The sequence below is a fragment of the Micromonospora sp. NPDC050397 genome (assembly GCF_044901685.1).
Classification (GTDB): domain Bacteria; phylum Actinomycetota; class Actinomycetes; order Mycobacteriales; family Micromonosporaceae; genus Micromonospora_G.
The window spans coordinates 777513-791056 of record NZ_JBJDPS010000002.1 but is presented as its reverse complement, the minus strand read 5'-3'; the positions used below and the strand labels follow the sequence as shown (position 1 = coordinate 791056).

At 70.4% G+C, this 13544-nt stretch carries 13 protein-coding genes; 6 read left to right on the top strand and 7 right to left on the bottom strand.

Annotated elements, in window-relative coordinates:
* The first annotated feature begins 104 nt into the window (after nucleotides 1–104).
* Entirely contained in the window at nucleotides 105–1214 is a 1110-nt protein-coding gene (locus tag ACI2K4_RS09720) for an endonuclease/exonuclease/phosphatase family protein (protein ID WP_404510033.1), read from the top strand.
* A 214-nt stretch (nucleotides 1215–1428) separates the two neighbouring features.
* On the opposite strand, the gene ACI2K4_RS09715 is transcribed toward ACI2K4_RS09720, so the two are convergent.
* Together ACI2K4_RS09715 and ACI2K4_RS09710 are read right to left on the bottom strand one after the other, a co-directional pair.
* A complete protein-coding gene (locus ACI2K4_RS09715; RefSeq protein WP_404510032.1) occupies nucleotides 1429–2565 on the bottom strand; it encodes a Gfo/Idh/MocA family protein in 1137 nt (378 codons plus the stop codon).
* Between the two features lie 68 nt (nucleotides 2566–2633).
* The gene (locus ACI2K4_RS09710; protein ID WP_404510031.1) at nucleotides 2634–3029 is read right to left on the bottom strand and encodes a DUF2255 family protein; all 396 of its coding nucleotides are present in this window, start codon (nucleotides 3027–3029) and stop codon (nucleotides 2634–2636) included.
* A 768-nt stretch (nucleotides 3030–3797) separates the two neighbouring features.
* Here ACI2K4_RS09710 and ACI2K4_RS09705 point away from each other — a divergent pair.
* From ACI2K4_RS09705 to ACI2K4_RS09690, 4 genes are all read left to right on the top strand, one after another.
* Complete coding sequence (locus ACI2K4_RS09705; protein WP_404510030.1) at nucleotides 3798–4706, top strand: alpha/beta hydrolase; 909 nt, start codon at nucleotides 3798–3800, stop codon at nucleotides 4704–4706.
* Between the two features lie 356 nt (nucleotides 4707–5062).
* The gene (locus ACI2K4_RS09700; RefSeq protein ID WP_404510029.1) at nucleotides 5063–6040 is read left to right on the top strand and encodes a hypothetical protein; all 978 of its coding nucleotides are present in this window, start codon (nucleotides 5063–5065) and stop codon (nucleotides 6038–6040) included.
* Nucleotides 6037–6639 (top strand): hypothetical protein, encoded by a 603-nt coding sequence (locus tag ACI2K4_RS09695; protein ID WP_404510028.1) that lies wholly within the window; start codon nucleotides 6037–6039, stop codon nucleotides 6637–6639. The genes ACI2K4_RS09700 and ACI2K4_RS09695 overlap by 4 nt, the downstream gene beginning before the upstream one ends.
* Entirely contained in the window at nucleotides 6629–8608 is a 1980-nt protein-coding gene (locus ACI2K4_RS09690) for a DNA recombination protein RecN (protein WP_404510027.1), read from the top strand. The genes ACI2K4_RS09695 and ACI2K4_RS09690 overlap by 11 nt, the downstream gene beginning before the upstream one ends.
* Nucleotides 8609–8633: 25 nt before the next feature.
* On the opposite strand, the gene ACI2K4_RS09685 is transcribed toward ACI2K4_RS09690, so the two are convergent.
* Complete coding sequence (locus ACI2K4_RS09685) at nucleotides 8634–9638, bottom strand: zinc-binding alcohol dehydrogenase family protein (RefSeq protein WP_404510026.1); 1005 nt, start codon at nucleotides 9636–9638, stop codon at nucleotides 8634–8636.
* 74 nt (nucleotides 9639–9712) lie between these two features.
* Between ACI2K4_RS09685 and ACI2K4_RS09680 the strand changes: the two genes are divergently transcribed.
* Nucleotides 9713–10069 (top strand): winged helix-turn-helix transcriptional regulator, encoded by a 357-nt coding sequence (locus ACI2K4_RS09680; RefSeq protein WP_404510025.1) that lies wholly within the window; start codon nucleotides 9713–9715, stop codon nucleotides 10067–10069.
* 25 nt (nucleotides 10070–10094) lie between these two features.
* Here the strand turns inward: ACI2K4_RS09680 and ACI2K4_RS09675 are convergent, their stop codons facing one another.
* The 4 genes from ACI2K4_RS09675 to ACI2K4_RS09660 form a co-directional block, all read right to left on the bottom strand.
* On the bottom strand, nucleotides 10095–11207 hold the full coding sequence (locus ACI2K4_RS09675; protein WP_404510024.1) for a Gfo/Idh/MocA family protein: 1113 nt from the start codon (nucleotides 11205–11207) through the stop codon (nucleotides 10095–10097).
* Nucleotides 11180–11887, bottom strand: a complete 708-nt coding sequence (locus ACI2K4_RS09670; RefSeq protein WP_404510023.1) for a ThuA domain-containing protein — start codon at nucleotides 11885–11887, stop codon at nucleotides 11180–11182. Before ACI2K4_RS09670 ends, ACI2K4_RS09675 begins: the two co-directional genes overlap by 28 nt.
* Before the next feature lie 115 nt (nucleotides 11888–12002).
* Nucleotides 12003–12668: a response regulator gene (locus ACI2K4_RS09665; RefSeq protein WP_404510022.1), complete on the bottom strand. Its 666-nt coding sequence runs from the start codon at nucleotides 12666–12668 to the stop codon at nucleotides 12003–12005.
* Nucleotides 12665–13513 carry a sensor histidine kinase gene (locus ACI2K4_RS09660; RefSeq protein ID WP_404510021.1) on the bottom strand — a complete coding sequence of 283 codons (849 nt, stop codon included), beginning with the start codon at nucleotides 13511–13513 and terminating at the stop codon, nucleotides 12665–12667. Before ACI2K4_RS09660 ends, ACI2K4_RS09665 begins: the two co-directional genes overlap by 4 nt.
* Nucleotides 13514–13544 lie beyond the last annotated feature (31 nt).

The window sequence follows — 13544 nt, the reverse complement described above, 5'->3', positions numbered from 1 at the left end:
ATCGACGGCCCACCCAACACCGATCGAACATTGGGAAGACGACCGTCACTTCGGGTCGGCAGAAGTCGCACGATTGGAGCAGCGGCCGTGACGGGAGGCCAGAAATGCGTATAGCAAGCTACAACGTGGAGAACCTGTTCAATCGGGCCCGCGCCCTCGACCAACCGACCTGGGCGGCCGGACGACCGGCGCTGGAGGCGTTCCAGCAGATCTGCGAACTGCTCGAAGAACCGGTGTACACCGACGACGTCAAACGCCACATCCTCCGGGAACTGCAACGACTCGGGCTGCGTCGCGGTGACACCGCGCGCTTCGCCCGCCTGCGCCAGAACCGGGGCCGCCTGGTGAAGCGGTCACGTGACGGCCGGGTCGAGGTCGTCGCCGGTGGTCGGGCGGACTGGATCGGATGGGTGGAACTGACCACCGACCGGGTGGACGAACTGGGGATGCTCAACACCGCGCGGGTCGTCCAGGATGTCGGTGCCGACATTCTGGGCGTGGTCGAGGCCGAGAGCCGCCTTGCCCTCAGACGTTTTGCCGAGGCCGGTCTCACCGTCGCCGACCGGGTCCGATATCCGCACATCATGGTGGTCGACGGCAACGACGAGCGTGGCATCAACGTCGGGATGATGTCCACCTCGGCCTATCCGCTCGTCGGCCAACGCAGCCACGTCGACGACACCGACGCGATCGGGCGGGTGTTCAGTCGGGACTGCGCGGAGTACCACCTCGCACTTCCCGGTGACCGGCGCCTGGTGGTCCTGGTCAACCACTTCAAGAGCAAGGGGTACGGCGGCAAGGTCGCCTCCGACGCGATCCGCCGTCGACAGGCCCGACGCGTCGCCGAGATATACCGCGACCTGGTCGGTGGGGACACGCCCCTGGTCGCGGTGCTCGGCGACCTGAACGACACTCCCGAAAGCGACCCGTTGGCCCCGCTGCTCCGCGACACCGACCTGCGCGACATCTCGACCCATCCCCGCTTCGACGACGCCGGACGGCCCGGCACCTACGGATACTGCACCGCACGCAACAAGTTGGACTATGTCCTTCTCTCACCCGCGTTGTATGCCCGCGCGACCGGGGGCGGCATTTTTCGCAGCGGCGTGTGGGGCGGCCGTCGGGGCACCCTGTGGCCGATCTACGACACGATGACGAAGCAGGTCCACGCCGGATCCGACCACGCCGCGATCTACGCGGATCTCGACCTGTAGGGGCGACCGGTCACACCGGCGCGCGCTTAGAGCTCCTGACTCAATCAGGTGCTTCGGCATGGCGTGATCTTTCGTCGCCAATCGCATACCGCCGGGGTGCGGCCGTCGGCGCGTTCGCCCCGGCGTATCGGCGGGGCGGAAATTGATCCACGTCACAGGTGGAGCATCCATGCCCTGAATGGTCACGTAGCCGAGGGCGGGTTTCCGCCGGTGCTCATCCCAGCCTCACTCGGCGCCCGACCCGAGCCGATTCCTCGATGCGATCGAGAAGTCCGAGCACCGACGCAGCGGTCGCGAAATCTGGGTTCGCCGGCCGATCCTCTCGGATCGCTGTCGCCAGTTCTCGGTAGAGACCCGACACGTTCGTGGCCAGTCCGGCGGCGACGCCGACCGGCACTAGTTCGGGGTCGGGCTCCACCGCGATGATCTCGCATTCCCCGTCCGCCGGCGTCAGCCGGATTTTCCACGGGTGCGCTACGAACGTGCCGCCCGGCAGTGCCGGCGTGACGGTCAGCGCGCCCTTCGAGCCGACGATCTGCAGGAAAAAGCCGGGCGTGGCGAAGGGGCTCCCGCCTTGGAGGGTGATCGACGCCATGGCCCCGTTGTCGAGGCGCCCGGCGACGACGAACTGGTTGGCGCTGTCGACGGGCACCGTCTCGCCGGTCTCGATGACCGTCACCTCACGGTAGAACGCCTCGAGATCGGCCGAGACACTGACGAACGATGCCACCGCGGCCGCCAGGGTGGCCAGCACGCCGCCACCGGCGACCGAGAGGACGGTGGTTCCGTGGCGCCGATCGAGTCGCCAGAGATCGGCGGCAGGCACGTGGCTTCCGCCGAGCGTCGGCGCGCCCGTCGTCGTCACGAGCGCGACCGACTGCACCGCACCGACGCGCCCCTCCCCGATCAGGCTCCGCACGCGCCGGGCGCTGGGTGAGTGCGCTCCCTGAAGTCCGACGATCGTACGCACGCCGGCCTCGTGCGCGAGCCGCGCGAGTTCGTTCGCGGTGCCGAGGTCAGCGACGAGAGGCCACTCCGAGTACACGTGCTTGCCGTGCGCGATGGCCGAGCGGATGACCGCCTCGTGGGCGGGTGCCTTGACGGCGACCACGACGATGTCGATGTCGTCGCTCGCGGTCAGCGCCTCGGCCCCCGTGAACCACTTCTCGGCACCGAAGGCCGCGGCTGCCGCGCGGGCGGTCGCTTCGCGGGTGGTGGCGACGGCCGTCAATCGCAGTCCCGGATTGCCGGCGATCGCCGGGACGTGCGCGACTCGTGCCCAGCCCGCAGCAGGGTTCGCTCCGACGATGCCCACGCGCAGCGGCTCGGAGGTGAATTGAGATGAGGACACGTAACTCCCTTGTTCATTGTCGATCGATCATTCGGCCGTCGGCGTGCACGACGACAGCGTCCCGAGCGCTAGTCGAGCAACGTCGCGCGCAGCACGTAGCGACGTGTGCGCAGAAGCAGCATCTTGAGGAACACGTTCCTCAGCGGTCCGCCGTACTTCTGGTACGTCGCCGCTTCCCCGCGGCGGATCTCCGCAGGATCCGTGACGAGCTCGACCGTCGCCGGGAACTGCCTGGCGCCGTCCACGAAGCTCACCGTTCCGGTGCGGAGCGCCCGGTGGTACCACTTGCCCCTGTCGCCGTTCTGACTGCGGACGTAGGCGACGCCGTCCACGACCACCGCACCGATGAGAGTCGGAATGTCGCGGCCGTCCTTCGTGCGGGTGACGATAGTGACGACCTCGCTGCGGGAGAGGTGGTCGAGACCCTGCCGCACGTTCGTCGGGATGTCCTCGGAGTGGGTCACGGCCGCACCTCGCCCCCGTGGCCGGCGATCGGTGCGGTACGCCGGGAGGTGATCGGGTTGTGGCGGCTCCCGGTGAGAGCTGACGGGATGTGCACGCGGCGACTCCTTGAACAAGCGATACGGTAGTCGGACTACCGCTTCTTACGGTAACACCAAACTGGCAGTACCGCTACCGGTTCACGTCCGGAGGGATGTCACGCATGCGCGCGCCCGCAAGGACCAGGTTCGCAACCGGCAGCGAACAGCGACCGCCGTCGACACCCTCCAGGCGGCCTCACTCGGGCGCGGTGATATTAGTCGCCCGCCAAACGGTAGTGCTACCACCACTTCCCGGCGTACAGTGAAAACGGAAGTACGACTACCGCATCACAGGGAGGGCCCGTGACCTGGACACCTCAAGCCGTGCCGGACCTTTCCGGCCGTACTTATCCCGAACGGCGGGTTCGACACCCGGGCGATCGTCGTACATCCGGGCGATCCTCGTACATCCGGGCGATCGTCGTACATCCGGGACTCGCGCTCACCGGCTCCAGTCCTGGCCGTCCGGTGGCACCCTCGCCGTACGCCCGCCTCGCCGGTGTCGCGCTGTCTCCCCTCGCGCGGGGCAGGGACCGGACGGCGCGGGGTTGCGGTGCGCGCCGTCACCGGCGCCCGCCGTTGATCTCGAGCCGCCGTCGACGCCGCCCTGCGGGCACCCTCCGAGAAACTCACCACCGTGACCGTCCTGACTTCCCAACCACGATCCGCACACCCTGAGAAAGAGCAGAGATGACCACTTCGTACGCGACCCAGCAAGTCGAGTTCCCGTCGTCCGGCGAGACGCTGATCGGTGACCTCTACGTCCCCACCACCGAGCCCGGCCGGCGGTGTCCGGCGGTGATCGTCGTAGGAGCCTGGGGCACGGTCAAGGAGCAGATGCCCGGCGGCTATGCCCGCGAGATGGCCTCGCGGGGTTACCTCGCGCTGACCTTCGACTTCCGCGGCTGGGGCGGCAGCACGGGGCGGCCGCGCTCGATGGAGGACCCCTTCGCTAAGGCGGCCGACATCGTAGCCGCCGCCGAGTTTCTGGGCTCTCGCCCGGACGTCGCCCGGGACGCGATCGGCGGCATCGGCATCTGTGCGGGCAGCGCGTACATGGCCACCGCGGCCACCCGCACGGAATTCATCCGGTCGGTCGCGCTGGTTGCCCCGGCGCTGCCCAGCCGGGCGACCGTCGAGGAACAGCTCGGCGGGCAACCGGGCGTCACGGCAGTGCTGAGCATGGCGCGGGAAGCCCGGGACGAGTACGACAGCACCGGTAACGAGCGGCTCGTGCCGGCCGTGCCGCCGATGCCGGAGGACTCGGTCGATGAACCCGACTACTATCACGACCGCACGCGCGGAGCCGTCCCGCAGTGGAACAACACGTTCAATCCCGCCTCCTGGCTGAGCTGGCTGGAATACGACGCGCACGCCGCCGCCGCGGCGCTCACCGACCCATTGTTGATCGTGCACAGTGAGGCCGCCGTGAAACCCGACAGCGTCCGGGAGTTCATAGCGCTGGTTCCCGGCGAGGTCCGGCAGATCTGGCTCGACGACGTCACCCAGTTCGACTTCTACGACCGCCCGGGACCGATGCAGCTCGCCGGCGAGGCCATGGCCGACCACTTCGCCAGCCTGTCCAGGGCGAAGATCTGAACGTCCTCGTTGCAGACCACCCGAGCGGGGTCCGGTTGTGCAACCTCGCTAAGCCCTGCCAGCCGTCGCTCGGCCCGCTGTGGCTCCTCCTACGGGCCCCTGAAGGTGAATGGTCGTCGTGGCCCGGATCCGCCGACTCGGACCAACCGTCGTCACGATCATCAGCATCGACAGAAACGATCCAATTAGGAACTCTTAGCACACCCACCCGATGTCACTCACCGGCCTGGATGACAAACGCCTGATGAAAAAGCGAGAAACAATACGCCGTACGTAGCGCGAGCATTGCGGGCAGTGAGATCCTGGGCCACAATGATCAATGGGGTCGCGGATTCATTCATCGCAGGTGGGGGGTGATGACAGCGACTGCGGCAGCGACGAGCCTCGCTTCCGGCGAGCCTCCGATCAACTTCGCGGCCCACCAGTTCCGAGCCGGCAACCTGGCCGGAGCGCGTGACGACTTCGAGCAGATGCTCGCCATGCTGGTCGCCGCGATCTATCCCGGCGCTCGCGCCATCGCGGCGAATCCCGGCGACTGGGGCATCGACATTCTGCTCGGCGAGCTCTCCGGTCTCGTGGTCATCTGGCAGTCGAAATACTTCTGGCCGGCGGTCACCCGATCCGGCCAGGCGCAGATTCGCGAGTCGTTCGACTCGGCGCTCACCGCCTCCACCCGCAACGGCTACCGACTGAGCCAGTGGATTCTCTGCGTTCCGTCGAGCATGGACCCGGCGACCGCGCAGTGGTGGGACAAGTGGCGGACGCGGCGCCAGCGGGAAACCGGCGTGATGATCGAGCTCTGGCACGAGACGGTGCTGCGCAACCTGTTGGTCAAGCCCGACGTCGCACACGTACGCCGGCACTTCTACGACCCGTACGTGCCGGCACAGACGCCGCGTACGCCGCTGCGCGAGGTGGACCCCGACGCCACGGCCGACCTGGACCGGGCGCTGTTCGTCCGACAGTTACGGGCGGCGGGTCACGCCGAACTGGATTCGGCCAAACGGGAGTTCTTCAACGCCGACCTCCTAGCGCGGGAGATCCGGGACAAGGCGGTGCCGGTCGAACTCGACGCTCTCGACGAGGCCGACGGCGTGGTGCACGGGATCTGGGAGGCCCGGTTCAACGCCGCGTGCCAGCGGCAGCCGGCCAACCCGCGACTGCCGGGCCTGCACGCCGACGTCATGCGGGAGATCCGCGAATCGTCGGCCTTCCCGGCGATGCTGCGGGCCGGTCCCGTGCACCGGTGCGGGCTGATGCACCGGGTCGTGCAGGACCGCCGCGCGGGCTGGGTACGGCACTGGCGGACGATCGCCACCGAGGAGGCACCGTGAATCCCGACGACATCGCCATCTTCCGTCACGCGCGACTCCTGCTCCTGCTCGCCGAGGCGGGCCGGGCAACCCCCGACGGCATCGACGCCGAGCGCCTGGGTATCTACGACTTCCTCGCCATGCACCCGCTGCTCCTGGCCCGCCGGGAGGACGACCCGGACCGGCTCACCCTCCGGCTCGCCGGCTTCGACGACCGCGCGATCGCCTACGCCAGTCCCTCGCAACGCTTCGTCAGCGCGCGCCTGCACCTCACCCGCGACCTCACGGACCTGGTCGGGCGCAAACTGGTACGGGTCACCGCCGCCGGTCGGATCAGGTATCGACTCACCCCGGACGGCGCGAGCATGGCCAGCCAATTCACCGCCATGTATTCTCAGTCGTACGTCACAGCCGCGCGCATCGTGATCCGGCGAACGCGGCGGCTCAGCGGCCGCAAACTGCGCGAGGGCTTGCGGGAGTGGCTCACGATGTCCCCGGACCGGCCGGACCAGCGACTGCATCCGGCGTACCTCCTCGACGACGACGATGTCCCGGACGCTCCGGCGTCCAGCGACCCGGCGGGGCGGCCCGCACCCCGAAGGACACGACATGAGCAGTGACCCAGGGGCGAACCTCGGCGGTAGCCGGGTGCACGGCATCAGGCTGCGCCGGCTGCGACTGCACGGTGAGGGACGGACCTACGACGTCGACTTCCGCCAGCCGGAGGACTCGCCCCGGCCGCTGTCGGTGATAGCGGGTGCGTTCAGCACCGGCAAGACGACGATCCTGGAATTCATCGACTACTGCCTGGGTGCCTCCGACCATCCCCGACACCCGGAGATCATGCCCAAGGTGCGCGCCGCCACCCTGGAGGTCGAACTCTCCGGTTCGCCCTACCTGATCGAACGGGCCGTCGGCGAGCCCTCCACGTTCGCCTACGTCTGCGCCGGCCGGCTCGACGAGCCCGGCGCGGCGCCCCCGGAGCGACGCCCGGTACGCCCGGCCGGTCACCCGGACAGCCTCTCCCGCCTCCTGCTGTCACACTGCAAGCTCGAAGGCGTCCAACTGCGCGGCACGCTCGGCTGGGACGAGGCCGACACCGATCCGCTCAGCTTCCGCGACCTGATGTGGCTCTGCTTCCTGCCCAACGAGCGGCTCGACGACAAGAACCTGCTGTTCGAGAACGCGCCGATGAAGCATCTCAAGCTCCGGCAGGTGGTGGATGTCGTCTTCGACGTACACGACGACCACTCGGTGGAGTTGGGCCGACGCATCCGGGCCGTGGAGGCGGATCTCGCCTCGGCGCGCCGGGCCTACCTGGTGGCCGAGCAGCTCGTCGAGGAGCAGCAGCAGGGCGACCGGGACGAGTTGGAGGCCGTACACCGTAGCGCCAAGGCCGAGCTGGCCGAGTGCGCGATGGCGATGGCCGCACTCGACGCCCGGGCGCGGGCCGAGACCACCTTCGCGGCGGAGTCGCGCGAGCGCCACCAGGCCGCCGCGTACGAGGCCCGTCGGGCCGCCGGACTGCTCCGTGACCGGGAGACGCAGGTAGGGCGGATGAGTTCGCTGCGCACGACGTACGCCGAGGACGTGAGCAAGCTGACCATGCTCGCCGAGGCCGACCGGCTGTTCGAGCCGATGCGGGTCAATGTCTGTCCGTCCTGCCTCACCCCGCTCGCCGGATCGGAGCGGCGGTGCGGCGCGTGCCAGTTCGACGTCGACCCGCACTCCGCCGACGCCGGCACGCTCGACGTGAGCGCCGAACTCCGCTCGGCGAAGGCCAGGCTGAACGAACTCACCGACTACCTCACCCGGCTGGAACGCGAGATGCCGAGGCTGCGCATGGCGGCCGAACGCGCCCAGGAGGCCGAGGCCCGCGCCGCCACGGAGGTGGACCTGATGACCGCGCACGCGGTCACGCCGTACCTGGCACAGCGTGACGCGCTCGCCCGGCGGCGGGAGGACGCCAGCGCCGCCATCCAGCGCGCGGTCACCGGTCTGCGGCTGATCCAGAGCCTGGAACGGCGGGCCGCGAGCATCGACCGTCAGGAGGCGCTGCTCGCCTCGTTGCGCGAGGGACTGGCCGACGCCGGTGGCCACGCGTCGCGGGCCGACCGGTCCGCCGTGCTGCGCAGGGTGAGCGCACGGTACCGGCGGCTGCTGGAGGAGTGGCGCTATCCGAAGGTCGCCGACGCGTACGTCGCCGACGACCTGACCCCGTACATGCGCGGTGAGCCGTACGCGGCGGCGTCGTCCGGCGGCCGGACGCTGATCGCGCTCGCCTGGCAACTGGCGCTGTTCGAGATCGCCTGGGAGACACGTTCGTCGCACCCCGGCTTCCTGCTCCTGGACAGCCCACAGAAGAACCTCGGCCAGACCGGTGAGGGCGCCACCGACCCGGCCGACACCGCGACCATCGACCAGATCTATCGGCACCTGGACGAGTGGCTCTCGGACCGGGGCAGTGGCGCGCAGATCGTGGTGGCGGACAACGCTCCGCCACCGACCGCAGCCTCCGACATCATCGTTCGGTTCTCCCGCCGCCCCGACCTGCCGCCCTACGGGCTGATCGACGACGACACCGCCTGACCGGCAGGGGGGCCGGGCGACCGGGTCAGAAGCCGGCGACGACCACCTTGCCGATGGCCGACGACCCCTCGACCAACCCGTGCGCCCGCCGCAGGTTCTCGGCGTTGATCGGCCCGAGTTCGATGGTCATCGTGGTACGCAGACGCCCCGCGTCCACCATCCGCGCGCTCTCCTCCAGCAGTTGGTGCTGCGCCGGGTCGGCGGGCAGGAAGAGCGGCCGGGTGAACATGAACTCCCAGTGCCAACTGATGCTCTTGGCCTTGAGCGGCAGGAGATCGAGTCCCTCCGGTTCGTCGATGGCGACGATGTGACCCCCGGGACGCACGATCTCGGCGTACCGCTCGATGTTGCCCGCCGTGAACGGGCTGATCAGGTAGTCCACCCCGGCGGGGGCGACCGCACGGACCGCGTCGACCAGGTCACGGTGGTCCACCACGCGGTGGGCACCGAGACCGGTCACCCACTCGCGTGACTCCGGCCGGGACGCGGTGCCGATCACGGTCAGGTCGGTCAGTTCCCGGGCGAGCTGGACCGCCATCGAGCCGACGCCGCCGGCCGCGCCGAGGACGAGCAACGTACCCGCGCTCTGCTTGGTCAGGGCGAACCGGTCGAAGAGCGCCTCCCACGCGGTGATCGTGGTCAGCGGCAGCGCCGCCGCCTCGGCGAACGTCAGGCTGGCCGGCTTGTGCCCGACGACGTGCTCGTCGACCGCGTGGAACCGGGCATTGCTGCCGGGCCGGCCGATCGAGCCGGCGTAGTAGACCTCGTCCCCCACCGCGAACCGGGTCACCCGCTCGCCGACCGCGACCACCACCCCGGCGGCGTCGAACCCGAGGACCTTCAACTCGCCGTCCGGATCCCTACCGGCGCGCAGCTTCACGTCGACCGGGTTGACCGACACCGCCTCCACCCGTACGAGCAGGTCGTTCGGTCCGGGCGCCGGGACCGGCGACTCGGCGTCGACCAGGCTCTCGGGATCGGTGATCGGCAGGTTGCGGCGGTAGCCCACGGCGGGCATGACATCGCTCATGGATCTGACGCTAGCCATACGGCAGTAGTTACCGTCAAGGGAACATAGTTCCCGATGGGTAGTACGGTGCTGGGATGACCGAGCCCCATGCGGAAACCTGCGGCCCCCGGGACGTGTACGCCGCCGCCTGCCCCTGCCGCGACATGCTCGACCTGCTCGCCAACAAGTGGAGCGCGCTCGCGCTCGGTGCGATGGAGCCCGGACCGCAGCGGTTCGGTGCGCTGCGCACCCGTCTCGAGGGCATCAGCCCCAAGGTGCTCACCCACACCCTCCGACGCCTCGAAGAGCATGGCCTGGTGGACCGGACCGTCTACCCCGCCGTGCCGCTGCACGTGGAGTACTCCCTCACCCCGCTGGGGCGGGACGCGTGCGAGCCGCTGGCACATCTGCGTGCCTGGGTGGAGCGGAACATCGACCGCTTCCCCGGCTGACGGCGCCCGGTTCGCGGCAGCCGGCTCACTGTCCGGGGTGCGCCCGCCAGTCCTCGGCCCGGGTCAGCGGGACCGGTACGGGCCGCTCCACCACCGTCGACAGCTCGACCCGCCGCTCCTCGGCGGCCGAACGGAGCAGGGCGGTCATCGTGTCGAGAACGTGCAACGCGACCTCACCGCCGGCCCGCGCCGGGCGCCGGTGGTCGGCCCGGACCAGGTCGATCAGGCCGATGCCCCGGGAGGCACCGGCATAACCCGCCCCGGCCGGCAGGGTCCGCCACCCGCTGCCGCCGAGCGGGAAGAGGCGTACCTCGCCGTCGAAGTGGTTCGGGTCGGGTACGGCGAGCGTGCCGCTCTCCCCCTGCACCTCGATCGGCGCGGCCGTTGTCGTGACCCCGTCGAAGCTCGTCGTGATGGTGGAGAGGGCGCCGCTGACGTGCTCGATCACCCCGGTCACGTGGCTGTCCACCGTCACCGGGATCCGCTGGCCGGCACGCGGGCCCGAGCCGACGACCCGCTCGGTACGCAACCGGCTCGCCGCGCCGACCACCGCGCGTACCGGCCCGAGCAGGTGGACCAGCGCCGAGACGTAGTACGGCCCCATGTCCAGCAGCGGGCCGCCGCCCGGGGCGTAGTAGAAGTCGGGTTGGGGGTGCCAGCGCTCGTGCCCCGGGGTGACCATCACGGCCGACGCGGCCAGCGGACGCCCGATGAGCCCGCCGTCGATCGCCGCGCGGGCCGTCTGCGTACCCGTGCCCAGGACGGTGTCCGGCGCGCAACCCACCCGTACGCCGGCCGAGGCGGCCCGGTCCAGGATCGAACGGCCGTCCTCGAACGTGACCGCGAGCGGCTTCTCGACGTACACGTTCTTGCCGGCGTCGATCGCGGCGAGCGAGATCTCGGCGTGCGCCGAGGGAACGGTCAGGTTCAGCACCGTCCGCACGTCCGGGCGGGCGAGCAGCCGTTCCACGCTCAACGCCTCGGCACCGGGGATGCCGGCCGCGGCCTCGGCCGACCGGGACGGGTCGAGGTCGGCCACCGCGACGACGTTCAGCGCGGGATGGCCGACGAGGGTCTCCAGGTAGGCGCGGGAGATGACCCCGAGACCGACTACGCCGACGCGGTGCGGGTCGCCCACCGCATCCCCCTCTCGACGATCGCCCGGACGCTCGGGTGTGCCAGCACGTCCGGGCTGTGCCCCGGGGTCGTCACGACGACCCGACCGGCGCCCCAGAGCCGGGTCCAGACCGCCGGTGAGGTGACCGGCCGGTGCCACGGGTGCCACTCCCGGGTCGGGTGGGTGGTGGTGGCCAGCACGTTGACCAGGTCGTCGTGCAGCACCCAGTACTGCTCGGTGAGCAGGTCGAAGTCCGCGATCCCGGTGGTGATCGGATGCTCCCGGCCGAGGTCGGTGATGTTCACCCGGTACGACAGGAAGTTGTCCTCCTCGCCACCGTGACGCTCGCACGGCTCCTTGCCCGGGTGGGTGGCGAACTGGCCGCCGACCAGTTGCAGATAGTCCGACGAGGCGCGGAACGCGTCCACGATGCCGCCGTGCCAGCCGGTGAAGCCCGTACCGGCGACCACCGCCGCGCGCAGGCCCGCCACCTGTTCGGTGCTGATCTGGGACATGGTGACGCACTGCACGACAAGGTCGGTGGCGGCCATCTCGGCGGCGTCGGCGTAGATCTCGGTCGACCCCTCGACCCGTACGGCGTAACCGCCGCGTTCGAGGAACGGGATGAACAACTCCGTCGCCTCGACCGGTCGGTGCCCCTCCCAGCCGCCGCGAACCACCAGTGCCCTGCGCTGCGCCACGCCCGCTCCTCCCCACGGTCCCCCGCCCCCGGGCCGGCAGGGTCACCGCAATCTAGATCCGCGCCGCCCGGATTTCAAGGTCGTCGATGCGCTCTGGCGGGCGGCCGGGGGGTGGTCAGTGGCGCGGGCGGACCAGTCCGGCGTCGAACGCCGCGATCACCAGTTGCGCCCGGTCCCGCGCGGCCAACTTCGCCATCAGGTGCGTGATGTGCGTCTTCACCGTCTTCACCGAGATCACCAGGGCGGTCCCGATCTCGTCGTTCGACAGGCCGCCGCCGATCAGCGTCAACACCTCGACCTCGCGGCCGGTCAGCCGCCGAAGCGCCGTCGTCGGGCGGTCCGGTCGCGGCGCCGCGACGTAGCACGAGACCAGCCGGGTCAGGATCGACGGCGCGAAGAGCGACTCACCCCGGTGGGTACGGCGAATCGCCTCGATCAGCTCCTCCGGGCGGGCGTCCTTGAGCAGGAACCCGGAGGCGCCCGCGCGCAGCGCCTCGTAGACGTACTCGTCGAGTTCGAACATGCTCAGCACCAGCACCCGGGTGGCGGACAGGGCCGGGTCGGCGCAGATGCGGCGGGTGGCTTCGAGCCCGTCGACGTGCGGCATCCGGACGTCCATCAGGACGACGTCGGGGCGGGTGGAACGGGCGGACGCCACCGCACGCGCACCGTCGCCCGCCTCGCCGACCACCGACAGGTCCGGCTCGTTGTCGATGATCATGGCGAGGCTGTGCCGGAGCAGCGGCTGGTCGTCGACCAGCAGCACGCGTACGGCGCTCACGCCGCCTCGTCCGGGATCCGCGCGGTGACCCGGAAACCCGCGTCGACCCGCTCCGCCGCCAGGGTGCCGCCGAGGCTGCCGACCCGCTCCCGCAACCCGGCCAGCCCGTGCCCGGCGCCCGGCGACGCCCGCCACCCGTCCACCGACGGGCCCGCGTCGGCCACCGTCACGACGACGTACGTCCCGTCCCGCCGGACCCGCACCCGTACCTCCGTCGGTCCTGCGTGCCGGGCCGCGTTGCTCAGCCCCTCCCGGACGGTACGGCAGACGGCGACCTGCACACCCTGGGAGACCGCACCGAGCGGCTCGACCGTCAGCCGGGTCCGGAGCCCGGCGAGCGAGGCCCCGTGCACGATGCCGGGCAGGTCGTCGAGGTTGTCCACCGGGCTACGGGGACCGACGGCCGACGGCTCACGCAGCACCGCGAGCATCCGGCGCAGCTCGGCGGTCGCGTGCCGGCTCGCGTCCTCGATGTCGGTGAGCGCCGAGGAGATCTCGGGGGGCTTGGGCAGGTGCCGGGTCGCCGCCGCGCGAACCGTGATCAGTCCCAGGCCGTGCGAGACGACGTCGTGCAGGTCCCGGGCGATCCGCAGCCGCTCGGCGAGCACCGCCTCGGACGCCGCCCAGGCGGTCAGCCGGGACTCGTACGCGATTCGGTCGGCGCGCGAGCGACGCACCGCCCAGACCGCGGCGGCCACGGCACCAGCGACGATCACCGGCGGCAACACCCGGGCCAGCGGCCCCTGCGCGCCGACCGTGCACATCATCAGCAGCAGCACGCCGGCCACCAGGGCGAACACCGGCACGACCCGGGACCGGCCGACGGGACGCGGGGACCCATTCACCGCACCGACTGTAGCTCTCAGACCAGGGTCT